Here is an 18,326-nt window from a genome sequence, read left to right on the forward strand (position 1 = left end):
GGCGTGAATGGTCCGTGCCGAAGCGCGCCGGTCACGGGTCCGGCACGCGCCTTGGCTAGAATGGCGTCCGACACGCGCCCTTGGCGCGCCCAAGCAAGATGAGCAAGGCATGACGCACGCACAGCACACCGCCCAGGTCATGGGCTTGGTGGCCCTGGAACTGGCCGGCGGCGCCCCGCCACGCGTGGCGGCCCTGGCACAGGACGCGGCCGGCGAGCTGGCCGGTCGGGTCGCGCGCGACCTGGTCGGGCTGGTCCCGCAGGTGGCCACGCTGGAACTGACCCTCGCCGCCGCCCATTTCGACCCGGCCGAGGCGCTGCGCCCGGGCTGGCCACTGCATCGGCGCCTGGACGAACTGCGCCAGCGGGCGCCCGGCGGTGACCAGGGCCCGCGGGTGATCGCCTTCGGCGCCTCGGCCGATGGCCAGGTGCCCCGCCCGTTCCAGGCCGACCCGGATCTGGTCGGTGGCGCACTGCGCGTGCTGCCGTTCCTGCTCAGCGGCACGCCCGAGGATGTCGATGCCGTTGGCGAGGCGCTGGAAGAGGTATTGATCGAGCGCGGCATGGCCGGCGCCGACACCGCGATGCAGCTGCAGGACGGGCTGGGTGCCCGAGTGGAGCATGTGCGCTACATGACCCTGCACGACCTGGCCGCGATGATGGCCCTGCAGTACCAGCACCAAAACCTGGACGGGCTGTGGCCGGTGATCGAAACCGCGCTGCTGGCCCCCGAGGACGAGCAGTGGCTGGACGCCCCGCCCGAACCCCTGCTGCGCTACAGCGGCGGCGAGGTGCAGATGGCGCTGCTCGATGCGATGGCCTGGCAGACGCGCAATGCCCCACCGACCGATGATCCCGAGCGCCTGAGCCGGGGCTACGAGCATTACCTCATGCGCCAGCGCCAGTTGGCGGCCGTGCTCAGCGCCCACGGCATCCCGGTGACCTTCGCCCACTGTCCGGGCGAGGGCGATCTCTGCGACCACCTGCGCACGCCCTGAGCCTGGCCGAAAGCGCCCGCGCCTGAAACGAACCAGGCGCCCGATGGGCGCCTGGTTCACAAGCTCGGCACTGCGTTCGACTTACATCGAGGCCGGGGCCTGCCCCGCCTGGATGACCCCACAGGCCAGGCGCGCGCCCGCCTCGCCGGTGGGCTGGCTGGTGTAGTCGTCCGGCTTGGCATGCACGATCACGCCCTTGCCGACGATGTCGTACTTGTCGCCCTTGCCGATGTCCACGTTGCTGGACAGCATCTGGTCGATGGTGGCCGTGCCCTGCGCATCGGCGGTGATGTTGTTGGTATCGCCGGCGTGATGCGGGTCGGCGGTGACCTGGCCGTGGGCGACACCATCGGGATTGAAGTGGCCGCCGGCGCTGGTGCCGTCGGGCGCGCTGCAGTCGCCGGTCTCGTGGATGTGGAAGCCGTGCTGGCTGTCCGGCGTCAGGCCGGTCACGGTGCCGGTCACATGGACCCCGCCATCGGCCGTGGTGAAGGTCAGCTCGCCGGCGACCTGGTTGCCTTCGGTCGGCTTGAGGGTGGCGGTGGCAGTGGCCGCCTCGGCTGCGGGCTCGGTGGCCTGGGGAGCGGCCTCCGGCGCGGCGGCCTCGGTGACCGGCTCAGGCGCGGCTTCGGGCTCGGGCTTGCTGCAGGCGGCCAGGGCAAGCACGGTCGCGGCGGTGAGCAGGGTACGGGTCAATCGCATCGGAAGATCCTCTCTTCGCTTCGGGTAGGTCGAACGCGCCGGCCTTGCGGCCTAACGCAGTACTTTGATGACCCCGCAGGCCACGCGCGGGCCGGACTTGCCATCCGGCTGGGTCGCGTAGTCGTCGGGGTCTGCATGGACGATCAACGCGCGTCCGGCGATATCCGTCGGCGCGCCACCCCCGAGGGTGACGCCGCCCAGATCGGCATCGACATGCGCCACGCCCTCCAGGTCGGAGATCAGGTTGTCCAGGTCACCGAGCTGATGGGCGCCGATCTTGGCGTTGCCGTGGCGCTGATGGGTGGGATTGAAGATGCCACCGGCCGAGGTCGCATCGACCGCGCTGCAATCACCGGTGTCGTGGACATGGAAGCCGAACCTGCCGGAGGGCGGCAGGCCACCGATCGTACCGGCGAGATGCACGCCGCCGGGTTCTGGTGTGAGCGTGAGCTTGCCGCTGACCAGGCTGGCCGAGGCGGACATCATGATCGCCTGGGCTTCCTGCGCAGTGCTGCCCTGGGGCGGCGGCGGGGGCGGCGCGGGTTTGGGCGCTGGCGCGCTGCTGCATGCCGTCAAGACGAGGGCCAGGAGCACGAGGCCCATCGGAGGCAGGGCGCGGGGGATGGATGGAACGGACATGACCGGGACACGCTAGCGGCGGTGTCGTTCACTTGCAATGAAGCGTTGCTTGCTCCCCTGACCATCCGGTCAGGGGCCGCGGCGCGCCGGTCAGCTGCGGCGCCGCCCCGATCCCAGCTTGCGGGTGACCGTATTGCGCCCCACGCCCAACCGGGCAGCGGCATCGGCACGGCGCCCGTTGGTGAACTGCAGGGCCGCCTCCAGCAGCGCGCGGTCCATGCGCTCGCGGGCCTGGGCATGCAGGCCTTCGGCACCTTCGGCCAAGCGCGTGCGCGCCCACTGCCCCAGGACCACGTCCCATTCGGCCGCCCCCTGGGCCAGCGGCGCGGTGGTCTGGGTCATGGACTGCTCGACATCCCCCACGGTGATCGTGTCCGACGGTGCCAGCGCGGCCAGGCGCCAGCAGACGTTTTCCAGTTCGCGCACGTTGCCGGGCCAGTCGTGCGCACGCAGGGCTTCGCGGGCGGAGGCGGCCACGCGTTTGGGCGGGGTGCCGAGCTTGATGCAGGCCTGGGCGAGGAAATTCTCGGCCAGGCGCGGCACATCGGCGCGACGCTCGCGCAAGGGCGGCATCTGCAGCCGGACCACGTCCAGGCGATGCAACAGGTCCGCGCGGAAACGCCCCTGGCGGACCAGTCCTTCCAGGTCCTGGTGGGTGGCGGCGATGACCCGCACGTCCACCCGGATCAACTCGCGCCCGCCGACCCGGAAGAACTCGTTCTCGGCCAGCACGCGCAGCAGACGGGTCTGCAGCGGCAGCGGCATGTCGCCGATCTCATCCAGGAACAGCGTGCCGCCATCGGCCTGCTCGAAGCGGCCGATATGGCGCCGCTGGGCCCCGGTGAAAGCCCCGGCCTCATGGCCGAACAGCTCGCTTTCCAGCAGTTCGGCCGGGATGGCCGCCGTGTTGAGAGCCACGAACGGCTTGCGCGCACGCGGCGATTCGTCGTGCAGCGCGCGCGAGACCAATTCCTTGCCGGTACCGGTTTCTCCAGTGATCAGGACCGACAGTGGCGCCTGGGCCAGTCGGCCGATGGCGCGGAACAGCGCGCGCATCGGCGGCGTGTCCCCGATCAGCTCCGGCGTGCCGGAAGAACGCTCCGGCGCGGCCTGGGCCAGCGCGGCGTCGCTGGCCTCCACGCTAGGCAGCGCGCGCGCGGCCAGCGCGACCGCATCATCCAGGTCGAAAGGCTTGGACAGGAACTCCTGTGCGCCGCCGCGAAAGGCACCGGCCGTGCTTGCCACATCGGTATAGGCCGACATCACGATCACCGGCAACTGCGGATGCGCGTGCTTGAGCCGGTCCAGCAGTTTCAGGCCGTCTTCGCCCGGCATGCGCACGTCGGTGAACAGCAAGTCCGGCACGCCGCGCGTTCCCAGGGCCTGCAGGGCCGAGGCAGCACTGTCGAAGCCATCGACATCGTAGCCGGCGTCACGCAGCGCGGTGGCCAGCACGAAGCGGACCGAGCGGTCGTCATCGACCACCCAGATGCGCTGGCCTTCCTCAATGGACATCGTGGATCTCCTCCGCGCCTGCATCGCGCGATTGCGGCAGCAACATGGTGAAAACGGTGTGGCCCGGCCGCGAGCGGAAGCCCAGCGAACCGCGATGCTCGCGTGCGACCTGCTGGGCCAGGGCCAGGCCCAGCCCACTACCTTCGGCGCGCCCGGAGACCAGCGGCAGGAACAGGTGCTCGGCCAGGGCCTCCGGCACGCCGCGTCCATCGTCGATGATCTCCAGCCGCAGCGTGCGGGCGTGCAGCTGGTCGTGGATGCGCAGGCCGTGCTCGACGCGCGTGCGCAGCGTGATCAGGCTGGCGCCGGCCTGCATGGCATTGCCGACCAGGTTCCAGACCGCCTGGGTGAGCCGGTCGGCATCGCCATGAATCTCCGGCAGACTCGGGTCGTAGTCGCGCTGCAGGCGAACGGTCCAACTGCCCTCGGCCTCGGCCAGGCGCAGCACGCGCTCGAGGACGGCATGGATGTTGAGTGAGGCGTGCGGCCGCTGCGAGGTCGGCGAGAGCAGCCGGTCGAGCAAGGCATTGAGGCGCTCGGCTTCCGATTCGATCAGGCCGATGAGTTCACGCTCGTCGTCATTGTCGCTGCGCAGCTGGGCACGCCGCGAGAGTAGCTGGGCCGCGCCCTTCAGGCCGGCCAGCGGATTGCGCAACTCATGAGCCAGTCCGCGCAGGGCGGCCGTGAGCGCACTGGGCATGGCCCGGGCCGGGTCCAACGCGGGGAAGTCTTCCACCGGCTGGGCTTCCAGCAGCCAGCCGCCCTGCTCGGTCCGCGACAGCCAGCCTTCGGCAAAACGCGGCGCCTCGCCAGGAAATCCCAGGGCGACCCGGTGCAGTCGCAGCAGGTCGCGATCGGTGTTGCCCAGAAAGCGGGCCATCGCATCGCCGTCCATTTCCAGTGTGGCCAGCGGGCGCCCGAGCAACCGACGGGGACCGACCCCAAGCCAGCGCACGAACGCGTCGTTGGCCCCGAGAATCGTGCCGGTTGCGTCGGCCCAGGCCACCGGCGTGCTGAGGGCGTCCGGGGTGGGAGCGTCGGTCACGAGTCCTGCGAAGTCTTCGACATCAGGTCTTTCGGCATCCGGCGGCGGCATTGCACCATTTTAGTGCAATGCCGCCTTCCGGGGATCGAATCAGGCCTCGTAGGCCGATTCGCCGTGCGAGGTGATATCCAGGCCCTCGCGCTCGGCCTCCTCGCTCACGCGCAGCCCGAAGACGAGCTTGGCGATCAGGAAGCCCACGATCGACACGATGCCGATCCACACGATGGTGATGCCCACGCCCAGTGCCTGGGTTGCCACCTGGCCGCCGATGCTGAAATCCGCGGCGCCGGTGCCGCCCAGGCCCGGCGCGGTGAACACGCCGGTGAGGATCGCGCCGACGATGCCGCCGATGCCGTGCACGCCGAACACGTCCAGCGAGTCATCGGCGCCCAGCAGCTTCTTCAGGCCGGTCACGCCCCACACGCAGATCACCGCGGCGATCGCGCCGATGGCGATGGCGCCGAACGGACCGACGGTGCCGCAGGCCGGGGTGATGCCGACCAGGCCAGCCACCGCGCCGGAGGCCACGCCCAGGGCCGAGGACTTGCCCTTGAGCACCTTCTCCGCCAGCGCCCAGGCCAGGACCGCCGCGGCGGTGGCGAGCATGGTGTTGAGGAAGGCCAGCGCCGCGCCGGAGGTCGCTTCCAGGTTGGAACCGGCGTTGAAGCCGAACCAGCCCACCCACAGCAGCGAGGCACCGACGAAGGTCAGGGTCACGTTGTGCGGCTTCAGCGCGCTCTGGCCGAAGCCCAGGCGCTTGCCCACGAAGTAGGAGCCCACCAGCCCGGCCACGCCGGCATTGATGTGCACAACCGTGCCGCCGGCGAAGTCCAGCGCGCCCTTTTCCAGCAGGAAGCCACCGGCACCCCAGACCATGTGCGCCAGCGGGATGTAGCCGAAGGTGAACCAGATCACCGAGAACAGCAGCACCGCGGCGAACTTCACCCGCTCGGCGAAGGCGCCGACGATCAGCGCGCCGGTGATGCCGGCGAAGGTCAGCTGGAACACGATGAACACGTATTCGGGCAGCTTGACCGCTTCGGTGAAGGTATCGGCCAGGCTGTCGCCGGTGACCCCCTTGAGGAAGACCTTGCCGGTCGTGCCGATCCACGCGTTGCCACCATCGAAGGCCAGCGAGTAGCCATAGACGACCCACAGGATCGCGATCAGCGAGAACACGGTGATCACCTGGATCAGCACCGACAGCACGTTCTTGGCGCGGACCATGCCGCCGTAGAACAGCGCCAGACCGGGCACGGTCATCAACAGCACCAGCAGGGTGGAGGTCAGCATCCAGGCCACGTCACCCTTGTCGACCGTCGGCGCGGCGGCCTCGGGTGCGGCTTCGGCCGGAGCTTCCGCTGCCGGCGCGGCAACCGGCTCTGGCGCGGTGCCGGCCGAGGCATCGGCCGCGGCGGCCTCGGTGGTGGCCGGCGCGCTGGTGTCCTGCGCGGCGGCACTGAAGGCGGAACCAGCAACCACTACACCGCACACGGCGGCAAGGCACAGCACCTGCAGGCGGGTCTTCAACCCGGAGAGCAGACGAGTCTTCATGGGGGGTTCTCTCCGAGTTGGATTAGAGCGCGTCGGCGCCGACTTCGCCGGTACGGATGCGGATGACCTGGTCGATGGAGGTCACAAAGATCTTGCCGTCGCCGATCTTGCCGGTGCCGGCAGCCTGCTGGATGGCTTCGATGACCGCATCCAGGCGCTCCTCGGTGACCACGGTTTCCAGCTTGATCTTGGGCAGGAAATCCACGACGTACTCGGCGCCGCGATACAGCTCGGTGTGTCCCTTCTGGCGCCCGAAGCCTTTGACTTCAGTGACGGTGATGCCCGAGACGCCTGTCTGCGACAGTGCCTCGCGGACCTCGTCCAGTTTGAACGGGCGGATGATGGCGGTGATCAGTTTCATGCACATTCCCCGATGGTGGATGGAACGACCGGCATGGCCGGCCGACGTTGCTGCGCTTGGTGGCGGCGCCCGGCAGCGAGCACGGGTTCCGCGGCAGTCATGTGGGAGCACACCCGGAGGACGCGCCGGACAAGCGCCGGGCAAGGACCGGCGGTACGGCCTGGGAGGGAGGGCGTGCGCCTTCCGGGTGTTCCCGTGGATTCCCCGTGTTGCGTTACAGCGTTGCGATCGCCCCGGTACGCGCCCTGCGCCGTCGATCGCCAACGGCGGGGCCAATCAGGATGCGACGATGGCGGCGGGTGGGAGGGGAGGCCCACCGCCATCGCCGCGATTGCTCAGTTGGCGTAGTACAGCTGGTATTCCAGCGGGTGGGTCGCGGCGCGGAACTTGGTGACTTCCTGCATCTTCAGGTCGATGTAGCCATCGATCAGGTCGTCGGAGAACACGTCGCCGGCCTTGAGGAACTCGCGGTCGGCGTCCAGCGCGGCCAGGGCCTGATCCAGGCTGGAGCACACCTGCGGGATCTTCTTCTCTTCTTCCGGCGGCAGGTCGTACAGATCCTTGTCCGAGGCTTCGCCCGGATCGATCTGGTTCTTGATGCCGTCCAGGCCGGCCATCATCAGCGCGGTGAAGGTCAGGTAGCCGGACTGCAGCGGATCGGGGAAGCGCACCTCGATGCGACGGGCCTTTGGGTTGGAGACCCACGGGATGCGGCAGGAGGCCGAGCGGTTGCGGGCCGAGTAGGCCAGCATCACCGGCGCCTCGAAGCCCGGGACCAGGCGCTTGTAGCTGTTGGTGCCGGAGTTGGAGAACGCGTTGATGGCCTTGGCGTGCTTGAAGATGCCGCCGATGTACCACAGCGCCATCTGCGACAGGCCACCGTAGCCGTCACCGGTGAACAGGTTGGTGCCGCCCTTGGCCAGCGACTGGTGCACGTGCATGCCGCTGCCGTTGTCGCCGACGATCGGCTTGGGCATGAAGGTGGCGGTCTTGCCGTTGCGGAAGGCGACGTTCTTGATGATGTACTTCATCATCAGCAGTTCGTCGGCCTTCTTCACCAGCGAGTTGAACTTGGTGCCGATCTCGCACTGGCCCGCGGTGGCCACTTCGTGATGGTGCACCTCGGTCTCGATGCCCACCTGCTCCAGAGTCTTGACCATCTCGGCACGGATGTCGTGCAGCGAGTCGGTCGGCGGGACCGGGAAGTAGCCGCCCTTCACGCCCGGGCGGTAGCCGCTGTTGCCGCCTTCGTACTTGGCGCCGGTGTTCCAGGCCGCTTCCTCGGAGTCGACCTTGAAGAAGGTGTTGCCCATGTCATTGGCGAAGCGGACCGAGTCGAAGATGAAGAATTCGGGCTCCGGGCCGAAGAAGGCCTGGTCGGCAATGCCCGAGGCCTGCAGGTAGGCCTCGGCGCGCTTGGCGACGCCGCGCGGGCACCGTGCGTACGGGGTCATGGTGGCCGGATCCAGCACGTCGCAGGTCAGGTTGATGGTCGGATCGGCGTAGAACGGGTCCAGGTACGCGGTGTCGGCGTCGGGCATGAGGACCATGTCCGACTCGTTGATGCCCTTCCAGCCGCTGATCGAGCTGCCGTCGAACATCTTGCCTTCCTCGAACAGGCCGGGCTCGACGATGCTGGCCGGGAAGGTCACGTGCTGCTGCACGCCGCGCATGTCAACGAATCGCAGGTCGACGAACTCGGCCTTGGAATCCTTGATCAGCTTTTCGACTTTGTCCGCGGACATCTTTGCTCCTCGAAATTCAGGGGGTGAGGTGGAATATGTGACGGTTGCAACGCAAAGCACGTGCCAACTGTCGAGCACGACTAAGTGCCTGTTTTGTATACACCGCGTTCACGCGTCCTGACAAGCAAATGCGCAATTTCGGTGCATTTATCTTCAATAAGCACTTTTTTGGTGCACACGCGATACAGCACCCAATTCCCCGTATGCTCGCAGCTCCCCACGTCGCAACCGCTCGCCCATGTATGACCTGTTCGCCGCGCTACTGCTCGGCATCCTCGAAGGCCTGACCGAATTTCTCCCTGTTTCCAGCACCGGACACCTGCTCATCGCCGAGCGCTGGCTCGGCCACCGCAGCGACCTGTTCAATATCGGCATCCAGGCCGGCGCGATCCTGGCGGTGGTGCTGATCTATCGCGAACGCCTGATTGAGCTCACCCGCGGCATCCTCCAGGTCGACCAGTCCTCCCTGCGCAAGGTCGACGGCGACACCCCGCGGGTCTATGCATTCAAGCTGGCGGCCGCCTTCGTGGTCACCGCGATCCTGGGCCTGGTGGTCAAGAAGCTCGGCTTCGAGCTGCCCGAGACGGTGACGCCGATCGCCTGGGCGCTGATCATCGGCGGCGTCTGGATGATCGCGGCCGAATACTTCGCCGGGCGCCGCGCCCTGGCCCTGGGTGAACGCGCCCGCATCACCTGGACGGTGGCCATCCTGGTGGGCATCGCCCAGGTCGTGGCCGGCGTCTTCCCCGGCACCTCGCGCTCGGCTGCCACGATCTTCGTGGCCTTGCTGGCAGGCACGACCAAACGGTCCTCGGCCACCGAGTTCGCCTTTCTGGTCGGCATCCCGACCATGTTCGCCGCCAGCGCCTACGAACTGATCGACGTGGTGCGCTCGGGGCAGGCGGCGCATGAGCCCTGGGGGCTGTTCGCCGTGGCGTTCGTCTCCAGCGCCATCACCGCCTTCATCGCGGTCAAGTGGCTGCTGGGCTACATCCAGAGCCATCGCTTCACCGTGTTCGCGGTCTACCGCATGTTCCTGGGCGCGGCCTTGCTGCTGTTCCTGCCCAGCGGCGCCTGAGCACGGCGCTGACGGATACAAAAAAACCCGCGTTCTACGCGGGCTTTTTTGCCGAGGCTGGATCGCGCTCAATCGGCCAGGCGTGGGTTGAGGGTGTAAGTCCCCATCCATTCGGCCTGGTCCAGCACATGGCCTTCGATGGCCGCCAGCACCTCCTCGCCGGTGAAGGCGCCGGACACCGCCAGCTGCTCCACGTCCAGCGCGAACAGGCGGAAGTGGTAGTGATGCAGCAACGCATCGTTGTACGGCGGGTAGGGACCGTCGTAACCGAAATACTCGCCACCCAGGTCCGCATTGCCGGCGAAATAGCCGGTGTAGCTGTTGAGCCCCTGGCGCGCGCCTGGCGGCCCGGGCGGCGAGGACTTGCCCTTGGCGACAAAGCCGTCGCTGCAGCTGCCCGCGTCGATCTGCCGCAGATCGGCCGGCAGGTCGACCATCACCCAATGGAAGAAGTCGCAGCGCGGCTGGTCGGCGGGCACTTCCATGTCGTCGCGATTGGTGGTCTCGGCCACGGTCGGCACATCCGGATCAACGCAGACCAGCACGAAGGAGCGGGTCCCGGCAGGCACCTGGTCCCAGGCCAGATGCGGATTGCGGTCGGGCGCAAAGCCGGAGGCATCGCCGCCGGCGAATTCAACCGGGATCGGGGCGCCGTGTTTGAAGCTGTCACTGTGAATGCGCATGCGCAAAGCTCCTTTTGGGGGAAATCAATCGGCTGGATAGCCCTGCCGGGTCGCGACCGGCCGCAAGACGAAAGGCCGGTCATGACGCCTGTGTGGCCATCTGCCGGTGGGAACCCCTTGATTCTAACGGCCCGGCTGGCGGCGACCTCAGGCGCGGGTCAGGCGATCGGTCACCCAGCGTTCGCCAAAGCCATCGCCGTGCGCGTTCTCGATGAAGCCGCAGTGGCCGCCCCAGCGCGCGACTTCCAGCTGCGCGGTATCGGGCAGCTGCCAGCGGGCGAAATCGGCGAAGGGAATCACCGGATCGTCCTGCGCCATCAGGATGTGCGCCGGCACACGCATGCCCGCCAGGCGATCGCCAGCGACCGAATACCCATCCAGGTAGTTCTCCAGCGTGCCGTACTCGGTCTCGTGCTCGACCATCCAACGGGTCAGCTCGCGCACGTTCAGTGAGAGGACCTGGTCGTCGTACAGATGGCGCTCGGGGAACAGTTGGCGCTTGATCTCCAGTGAGTGGCGCCACTTGCGCTGGAAATACCAGTGATACAGCGGCAGGCCCTGCTCCATCCCGGTCAGCGCCGAATGCGGGTCCAGCACCGGGCAGACCGCGGCCACCCGCGCCAGTGGCAGGCCCACCTCGGGCGCGCGCAGCGCCAGGCGCAGGGCGAAGTTGCCGCCCAGCGAGTATCCGGCGGCCACCATCGGCCGCTGCGGGAAGCGCGCGGCCACATCACAGGCCGCGTGCAGTACCTCGGGCAGCAGGCAGGAATGGAAGATCTCTTCGTTGAGGTGGTGGGTGTTGCCGTGGTCGCGGAAGTTCAGGCGCACGACCTCGTAGCCGCGCTCGAGCAGGCTGGCGGCGGTCATGCGCATATAGCTGGACTCGGCGCTGCCCTCCCAGCCGTGCAACAGCAGCGCCAGCCCCTGGATGTCCATGCCGGGGATCACGGTATGCCAGCCCTGCAGGCGCACCCCGGCGCCGCCGTCGAAGATGTGCTCGGTGCTGACCGTACCCAGTGCCTGCAGCCGGCGCAGGCCACGCCGTCGGCGCAGGTTGCTCGAGCTCAGGAACGACTGCAGATGGGCGTTGCGCAGCCAGCGCGGCGGGACATACTCACTGGCCTGCAGGGGCCCAGCCGGGCTCGCGCTGGCGCGCTTGGCCGGGGCCGGCGAGGCCTCGATCAGGTCCGGACGTCCGCCAAACCCCAACATCGTCAGGCGCCCATCACCGCGACGATGCGGGCACGGGCGGTCTCGGCGATCTGCCGCCGGCCCTGCACCTGGTCGGGATAGATGGGTTCGAGAAAGCAGATGTCGGCCACGCGGGAAGGCTCGCCCAGCAGCCGTAGAAAGTTCGCGAAGAAACTCTCGTGCGGTCCAAAGGCCACCAGCTGCTGGGCCTCACCGCCATCGCCGTAGCGCAGCGCGACCGGCTGCACCGGCACGGCCGCCTCGACCGCGGGCTGGAAGATGCGTGCGTGGAACGGCCCGACCTCGGTCCCGTCGCGGGTACGGCCTTCGGGAAACACCGCCACCGGCCGCCCTTCCCTGAGCCGCTCGAGCATGGCCTCCATCACCCCACCCAGCGATTCGGTACTGCCGCGCTGGTGGAAGATGGTCTCGCCGCGCTGGGCCAGCCAGCCGACCACCGGCCAGCCGGCGATCTCCTGCTTGGCCACGAATCCGACCATGCGCTGGCTGTGCATCATCTCGATATCCACCCAGCTGACGTGGTTGGAGACGAACATCACCGCGCCCTTCAGCGGCGTGCCCGAGCGCCGCAGGCGAAAGCCGAAGATGCGCATCAGCGCGGCCGACCAGTGCTCGACGGAGAATTGCTTGAAGGTGCGCCCGGCCACCGGCAAGCCCGCCCACAGCGGCACCATGGTCAGCAGCAGCAACGGCAGCATGACCACCAGGTGCACCACCAGCAGTGGGCTACGGAGGAAATAGCGGAAGGCGCGGCCCGGGCCGCTGGACTGCAGCGCCGGGGAGGGGGTCGACATCATCCCGGCACGATACCGGATGGCCTTGGTGTCCTGCTACTAGAACAGCACGGAAGCAGCGTTCCCATCGTGCAGCTTTCTCGGCCAGCGCCCTCAGTCGGCAGGCTTGGGCACCACGGCCAGGGTCAGGCGCGAGACGCAGACCGGCTTGCCGCGGGCGTTTTCGATCCGGATGTCCCAGACCTGGGTGGTGCGTCCGATGTGGACCGCCCGCGCCGTCCCGGTCACCATGCCGGTGCGCTCGCCGCGGATGTGGTTGGCGTTGATCTCCAGGCCGACCACGCCGAACCGCTCCGGGTCGATCACCGACAGTCCCCCGGCCAAACTGCCCAGACTCTCGGCAAGCACCACCGACGCGCCACCATGCAGCAGCCCGAAGGGCTGGTGGGTACGCGGCTCCACCGGCATGGTGCCGCGCAGCCAATCCTCGCCGGCTTCGGTGATCACGATGCCCAGATGGCCGACCAGATTACCGGCGGACAGGGCGTTGAGGGCGTCGAGATCGACCGGGGCGCGAAAAGCCATGGGAGTTCCTTGCGTCTTGCGGGAAGCGGGTCAGAGGATGGGCACCAGGCCGGCGCCGAAGGCGATCAGGATGCGGGCGTACAGGCGCTTGGGACCGATACTGACCTCGGGGAAGTCGCCAACCGACTTGTAGCAGGTGTGGAACATCGGATCGTTGACCTGCAGCGGCTCGGGGCACTGCTCGCTGGGCATGAACTCGTAGCTGGTGGCATAACGCCAGGGCCAGATGTCGAAGACCGGCAGCGAGGAGGACACCTTGTCCAGGCTGTAGTTCAGGCCCGAGAGGATCGGCGGCTTCTCCCGCGGGGCGATGACCCAGGAGTTTTCCGGCTCGATGTCGCGATGGATGCTGGCCTCCAGTTCCTGGGCGAAAGCGCGGTTGGGAATCACCACCACCGCCTCGGTGTTGTAATCGATCGAGCGCGGGTCGAAGTTGTGGGTCCCGATCACCGCGATATCGCCGTCGATCACCATCGACTTGGCATGCAGGCCCATGCGCACGCCCGCCCGCTTCAGCGGCACCGGCTCGCTTTCCGGACCCTTGCTGAGGAACGAGGGCCGGGTCTCGGTGCGCTGCAGGCGCCGGTCCACGCGATTGTTGATCTGCGCGCGACGCGCGGCACGGTCGGCCTGTTCGTCACGATCGACCACCCCGAACGGGCGGCTGCCCGGCATCGAGGTGCGGATCCGCGTGTCGCTGCGGTCGTCCTCGCGCGTGTCGGCGACCGCTTGTCCGGGCAAGGCGACCGGCGGCGCTGACAGCAGGGTGGCGTAATCCACCGGGGCATCTTCGGGGAAGGGCTTGTACTCGTACAGATGGAAGCCCAGCTTGCGCAGGTACATGCGCTTGTACTTGGCCGAGACCGAATACACGATCGGATTGTCGGTCGCCGCCAGGCTGTTGGTCGACACGACCACCCGTGGCGGGTCCTCGCGCTTGCGCAGCCCGGCGAAGAAGCGCTCGGCCTGGTCGGACATCACCAGGTACGGCGTCTGCATCAGGATCTCGCGCTGTGCGCGCCGCAGCAGCGTGCCCAGCTCCCAGTCCGAGGGCGCGGCCGCCTCGGGATCTTCTGCGCGATGCTTGCGTGGGGTATCGGCGATGTAGCTCACCGTCCCCACCGCCATCGCGCGCGACACCAGACGGTCCTGGATCACCGCCGGGTCGCTGGCGTCGCGGTCCATCTGCGCCACGCGCTCGGGGCGCTTGAACGCGTCGGCCGGCATCGGCGGCACGCCCTTGTCCAGCAGCGTGTGGGCCACATCGTTGAGCCGTTCCACCGGGATGCTGCGCGGAGCATCCCAGAACTGCTCGAAGCTGCGGCCCATGTCGCGCCCTTCCGGGCCGGCGACCAGCACGTCGCGGTCACGGAAGTTGTATTCCGCATCCCAGTCGTAATAGTCATCCTGATAGTTGCGCCCGCCGGTGATGCCCACCGCGTCGTCGACCAGCAGCAGCTTGGTATGCATGCGCTGGTTGAAGCGGCGGAAACAGCAGATGACGCTGGCCGCATAGTCCAGGTAGCCCGGCATGGCCTGGTTGAAGGTCGGGTTGTAGATGCGCAGCTGGAAGTTGTGGTGGACGCCGGACAGGGCAGCCAACACGTCCAGATCGGAGATGGCCGAGAGCTGGTCGATCAGCAGGCGCACCTTCACGCCGCGCCTGGCCGCCGCCAGCAGCGCGTCCAGGATCATCCGGGAGCTGTCGTCGGTATCGAAGATGTAGGTCTGCACGTCCACGCTGGTGCGCGCCGAGCGGATCAGGTTCAGGCGCGCCAGCAGCGAGTCCTCACCGCGGTCCAGCAGCAGCGCGTAGTGGCGCGGCACCTGCGGCGTGGAATCGGCATCGGCCGTGTCGGCCAGCGTGCGCAGGGCCGAGGGTTGCGCGCAGGCGTTGGCCGCATCGCAGTCGATCACCTGCGAGCGCGCCTGCTGGGCAATCGCCACGGCCTGGGCGTGCTGGGCCTGGGACAGGCTGGCGCATCCGCTTCCCAACAGGGCCAGCAGCAGGGCCAGGCCCCCGATCAGGTGCTTCAAGGCGTCTCCCTTTGGGCCAGCACGCGGGCGCGCAGCACGAACACCACCCGATCGTTCACCGCCAGCCTGAGGCTATCCATTTCGTAGTCGCTGCGGCGGACCGCGCCGGTCAGCACCACATCGCAGTCCACGGCCGGCTGCGGGCACTGGGCTGGCTGCACGCTCAGGGTTTCTGGACGGCGAATGCCGCGGATGACCAGCTCGCCGCGGATCTGCCCACCATCGCGCAGGACGGCGGTGTCGTAGGGGTGGGAGATGAAGACCACTTCAGGCCACTTGTCCGAATCAAAGAACGCACTGCCACGCGCCCACTGTGCATAGCGGGGATGGTCCTCGATCTGCACGTCCGAGGTATACATGCGCAGCGACACCTGGTGCCGCCCATCCGGTAAAACGCTGACCACGCCATCATAGCGGGGAAACGAGCCTTCCAGGCTCTGTCCCCAGCGGGTGGACAGCTCGAAGCCCAGCTGTGTGTGTTGTTTGTCCAGGGACATGGCACGCGACTGCGCCGACGCCGTGGCGCATGTCATCAGCGCGATGGTCGCGCACGCATGGCGCCAGCGCACCAGCCTCACGGCCACCAGAACGCCGACAGGGTCGCCACGCCCGGTTCCACCGGACCTTCCCCAGACAGGGTCAGCACCGCCACCCCGGCGGGGGGCATGCCGCGGTAGTCGCCGGTTCGGCCGCTGTGCAACAGGGCCGCGACGCGCTCCAGGCCCGGGTTGTGGCCCACCAGCATCAGCCGGTCCACGTCACGGTGGGCGTCGGTCAAGCCGATCAGGGTGCCGGCGGTGGCCTCGTAGATGCTCGGTTCCAGGCGCTGCTCCACGTAACCGGTGATGGCCAGCACGGCCTCCAGGGTTTCGCGCGTGCGTCGGGCCGGCGAATACAGTACCCGGTCGGGCACCAGGCGCTGCTCGGCGATCCAGCGCCCGGCGGCCTCGGCCTCGGCCATGCCATGCGGCGACAGGGGGCGATCGAAATCGGCCTGGCCGACCAATGCCGGCTCGGCGTGGGCGTGGCGCAACAGGATCAGTTCACGCATGGGACAACCACCTTGCCGTCAGGCCTGGGCGAGCCATTTCATCAGCGGCTGCCAGTCGTCCTGGTGGTCGCGCACATTGGCTGAGTGATAGTCGAACAGGCTGCGTCCCAGCCCGGCCATGACCACATAGCCCTGGGTATCGCGCAGCGTGGTCAGCACCGGATACGGCCATTGGCCCATCATTTCCAAAGCCTGCTGGGCGGCATTGGTCCAGGGCTTGGCCCGATTGAGCACCAATCCCACCGGCAGCTTGCGCTTGTGCACGCGTGAGACCTTGGACAGGGAGTTGAGGAAGCCCACGGTGGCCTCGATGTCCAGGCCCGACGGCAGCACCGGTACCACCACCGCATCGGCGGCTTCCAGGAAGGAGGTCAGGTCGTCGGCCATCGCCCCCGCACGCCCGTCCACGATCACCGCCTCGGTGCCGGAGGGCAGTTTGGAGGCCCACTTCTTGCCGGTCCCGTCGATTGGCAGCACGGCGCTGTCCAGATCGGCACGACGCTGGGCCCAGCGCGTGGAAGAGCCCTGTGGATCGGCATCGACCAGCACGGTCGCGCTGCCCTGCAACGCAAAATTGGCAGCGAGGTTGGTGGCCACGGTGGTTTTGCCTGCACCACCCTTGGAACTGGCGACCAGGATCGTCTTCATGCACGCGCGCCTTGCACTCATCCGGGGGTTGGAGCGTACACCGAGCGCCGTGAATGCGAGAACCGCCGCCTGCCTGCCCCTTGCCGGGGTCTGCTAACGTGCGCTCGCCCCGAACGGATGCCCCCATGAGCGACCTGCGTGACCTGACCGCCCTGATCCGCGCCGATACGCCGCTGATCGTGATTGAAACCCAGGACGAAGGCCGCGTGATCGAGCTGTTCCGGCAGGCCCTGTCCCAGGTCTGGCGCGCCCTGTTCCGCTGGTCGTCCACCGAGGGTCTGCGGCGCCTGGACATGGAGCGCGAGGATCCGCCGGAAGGCGCGCCGGAAGCCGGCGCGGCGCTGCAGGCGATCAAGGCAGCCACCCAGCGCGGCATCTACCTGTTGCTGGATTTCGACCCATACCTGGAATACGCCGGCCACCAGCGCGGCCTGCGCGACATCCTGCAGCGCCGCCACTGCCAGGCCCACGTGGTGGTCCTGGTCGGCGCGCGGGTCAGTCTGCCCGAGGAACTGGAACCCCTGGCGGTCCGCTTCACGCCGCGCCTGCCCGACGCCGCCGCGCTGCTGAAGATGCTGCGCGAGGAGGTCGCCGCCTACCCGGCCGAGAACGGCGGACGCCGGGTCGAGGTCGACACCGACGCCGCCCAGCAGATCATCCGCAACCTGGCCGGCCTGGATCTGATCGATGCGCGCCGCATCGCGCGCCATCTGATCTACGCCGACGGCGCCCTGGGCCCCGACGACCTGCCGCAGCTGGCCAGACTGAAGTTCGAACTGCTCGGCCGTGGTGGCCAGTTGCAGTACGAGTACGACGGCACGCGGATGGAGGAGGTCGCCGGCGCCGACCGGCTCAAGCGTTGGATCGCCCAGCGTCGCAGCGTGTTCACCTCCACCACCCCGCCGCCGGGCCTGGATCCGCCGCGGGGCATGCTGCTGCTGGGCGTGCAGGGTTGCGGCAAATCCATGCTGGCCAAGGCCACCGCCGCCGGATTCGGCGTGCCGCTGCTGCGCATGGACATGGGCGCGCTGTACGACAAGTACCACGGCGAAACCGAGAAGAACCTGCGCAAGGCGCTGGCGGCCGCCGAACAGCTGGCGCCGTGCGTGCTGTGGATCGACGAGATCGAAAAAGGCCTGGGCAGCGGAGGCGGCGAGGACGGCGGGGTCTCGCGCCGGGTCCTGGGCACGCTGCTGACCTGGATGGCCGAACGCAAGGCGCAGGTGTTCATGGTCGCCACTGCCAACCAGGTCGAGCACCTGCCGCCGGAGCTGCTGCGCAAGGGCCGCTTCGACGAGATTTTCTTCGTCGACCTGCCCGATCCAGACACCCGGGTGGAGCTGCTCAAGCTGCACCTGGGACGGCGCCAGCTGCACGCCGAGGCCTTCGCGTTGCCGGCCCTGGCGGCGGCCAGCGACGGGTTCTCTGGGGCGGAGATCGAGCAGGCCATCGTCTCGGGCCTGTACGCCGCCCACGCCGGCGCGCGTCCACTGGACACCGAAGGCCTGATGCACGAGATCCGCAGTACCCGGCCGCTGTCGGTGCTGATGGCCGAACAGGTCCAGGGACTGCGCGACTGGGCCCGCGGACGCACCGTCCCGGCGCATTGAAGCGGCGTCCCAGAAAGCGGACGCCCCTGGCCCCGCAGCGACTAGACCCGGGCGACCGGGGTGACCGAAGCGATCGCGGTCACCCCGTCCTCCCATATCGACCCGCAACCCGATCACGCGCAGCCCCCTC

The 18,326-nt window shown here is 68.3% G+C and carries 18 protein-coding genes; 3 read left to right on the forward strand and 15 right to left on the reverse strand.

Annotated features, from left to right (window positions below):
* Positions 1 to 109 precede the first annotated feature (109 nt).
* Positions 110 to 997, forward strand: a complete 888-nt coding sequence (locus tag ACORQU_RS05960; RefSeq protein ID WP_491643905.1) for a hypothetical protein — start codon at positions 110 to 112, stop codon at positions 995 to 997.
* An 81-nt stretch (positions 998 to 1,078) separates the two neighbouring features.
* Here the strand turns inward: ACORQU_RS05960 and ACORQU_RS05965 are convergent, their stop codons facing one another.
* The 7 genes from ACORQU_RS05965 to glnA all read right to left on the reverse strand — a co-directional run bounded on the left by ACORQU_RS05965 (position 1,079) and on the right by glnA (position 8,558).
* The gene (locus ACORQU_RS05965) at positions 1,079 to 1,699 is read right to left on the reverse strand and encodes a superoxide dismutase family protein (RefSeq protein WP_271648272.1); all 621 of its coding nucleotides are present in this window, start codon (positions 1,697 to 1,699) and stop codon (positions 1,079 to 1,081) included.
* Between the two features lie 51 nt (positions 1,700 to 1,750).
* Positions 1,751 to 2,338, reverse strand: coding sequence for a superoxide dismutase family protein (locus tag ACORQU_RS05970; protein ID WP_491643906.1), 588 nt, complete (start codon positions 2,336 to 2,338; stop codon positions 1,751 to 1,753).
* A 90-nt stretch (positions 2,339 to 2,428) separates the two neighbouring features.
* Entirely contained in the window at positions 2,429 to 3,853 is a 1,425-nt protein-coding gene (gene ntrC / locus ACORQU_RS05975; protein WP_491643907.1) for a nitrogen regulation protein NR(I), read from the reverse strand.
* Positions 3,843 to 4,898 carry a two-component system sensor histidine kinase NtrB gene (locus ACORQU_RS05980; RefSeq protein WP_491643908.1) on the reverse strand — a complete coding sequence of 352 codons (1,056 nt, stop codon included), beginning with the start codon at positions 4,896 to 4,898 and terminating at the stop codon, positions 3,843 to 3,845. The genes ntrC and ACORQU_RS05980 overlap by 11 nt, the downstream gene beginning before the upstream one ends.
* Positions 4,899 to 4,988: 90 nt before the next feature.
* Positions 4,989 to 6,452 carry an ammonium transporter gene (locus tag ACORQU_RS05985; RefSeq protein ID WP_491643909.1) on the reverse strand — a complete coding sequence of 488 codons (1,464 nt, stop codon included), beginning with the start codon at positions 6,450 to 6,452 and terminating at the stop codon, positions 4,989 to 4,991.
* A 22-nt stretch (positions 6,453 to 6,474) separates the two neighbouring features.
* Complete coding sequence (locus ACORQU_RS05990; RefSeq protein WP_271648268.1) at positions 6,475 to 6,813, reverse strand: P-II family nitrogen regulator; 339 nt, start codon at positions 6,811 to 6,813, stop codon at positions 6,475 to 6,477.
* A gap of 335 nt (positions 6,814 to 7,148) precedes the next feature.
* Positions 7,149 to 8,558, reverse strand: a complete 1,410-nt coding sequence (glnA, locus tag ACORQU_RS05995; protein WP_271648267.1) for a type I glutamate--ammonia ligase — start codon at positions 8,556 to 8,558, stop codon at positions 7,149 to 7,151.
* 238 nt (positions 8,559 to 8,796) lie between these two features.
* Here glnA and ACORQU_RS06000 point away from each other — a divergent pair, with 238 nt between their 5' ends.
* Positions 8,797 to 9,636: an undecaprenyl-diphosphate phosphatase gene (locus tag ACORQU_RS06000; RefSeq protein ID WP_491643910.1), complete on the forward strand. Its 840-nt coding sequence runs from the start codon at positions 8,797 to 8,799 to the stop codon at positions 9,634 to 9,636.
* Between the two features lie 68 nt (positions 9,637 to 9,704).
* On the opposite strand, the gene ACORQU_RS06005 is transcribed toward ACORQU_RS06000, so the two are convergent.
* The 8 genes from ACORQU_RS06005 to ACORQU_RS06040 form a co-directional block, all read right to left on the reverse strand.
* Positions 9,705 to 10,319, reverse strand: a complete 615-nt coding sequence (locus ACORQU_RS06005) for a YbhB/YbcL family Raf kinase inhibitor-like protein (protein ID WP_491643911.1) — start codon at positions 10,317 to 10,319, stop codon at positions 9,705 to 9,707.
* Positions 10,320 to 10,466: 147 nt separating this feature from the next.
* Positions 10,467 to 11,447, reverse strand: a complete 981-nt coding sequence (locus ACORQU_RS06010) for a YheT family hydrolase (RefSeq protein WP_271648579.1) — start codon at positions 11,445 to 11,447, stop codon at positions 10,467 to 10,469.
* 86 nt (positions 11,448 to 11,533) lie between these two features.
* Positions 11,534 to 12,325, reverse strand: a complete 792-nt coding sequence (locus ACORQU_RS06015; protein ID WP_271648264.1) for a lysophospholipid acyltransferase family protein — start codon at positions 12,323 to 12,325, stop codon at positions 11,534 to 11,536.
* Positions 12,326 to 12,418: 93 nt separating this feature from the next.
* On the reverse strand, positions 12,419 to 12,850 hold the full coding sequence (locus tag ACORQU_RS06020; RefSeq protein ID WP_491643912.1) for a hotdog fold thioesterase: 432 nt from the start codon (positions 12,848 to 12,850) through the stop codon (positions 12,419 to 12,421).
* A 30-nt stretch (positions 12,851 to 12,880) separates the two neighbouring features.
* Positions 12,881 to 14,887: a phospholipase D family protein gene (locus ACORQU_RS06025; protein ID WP_491643913.1), complete on the reverse strand. Its 2,007-nt coding sequence runs from the start codon at positions 14,885 to 14,887 to the stop codon at positions 12,881 to 12,883.
* Positions 14,884 to 15,384: a YceI family protein gene (locus ACORQU_RS06030; protein WP_491643914.1), complete on the reverse strand. Its 501-nt coding sequence runs from the start codon at positions 15,382 to 15,384 to the stop codon at positions 14,884 to 14,886. The genes ACORQU_RS06025 and ACORQU_RS06030 overlap by 4 nt, the downstream gene beginning before the upstream one ends.
* 77 nt (positions 15,385 to 15,461) lie before the next feature.
* Complete coding sequence (locus tag ACORQU_RS06035) at positions 15,462 to 15,938, reverse strand: SixA phosphatase family protein (RefSeq protein ID WP_271648260.1); 477 nt, start codon at positions 15,936 to 15,938, stop codon at positions 15,462 to 15,464.
* A gap of 18 nt (positions 15,939 to 15,956) precedes the next feature.
* Positions 15,957 to 16,586: a nucleotide-binding protein gene (locus ACORQU_RS06040; RefSeq protein ID WP_491643915.1), complete on the reverse strand. Its 630-nt coding sequence runs from the start codon at positions 16,584 to 16,586 to the stop codon at positions 15,957 to 15,959.
* Between the two features lie 125 nt (positions 16,587 to 16,711).
* On the opposite strand from ACORQU_RS06040, the gene ACORQU_RS06045 reads away from it, so the two are divergent.
* Complete coding sequence (locus tag ACORQU_RS06045) at positions 16,712 to 18,196, forward strand: AAA family ATPase (RefSeq protein ID WP_491643916.1); 1,485 nt, start codon at positions 16,712 to 16,714, stop codon at positions 18,194 to 18,196.
* Positions 18,197 to 18,326 lie beyond the last annotated feature (130 nt).

The organism is Pseudoxanthomonas sp. JC1303, assembly GCF_058448525.1.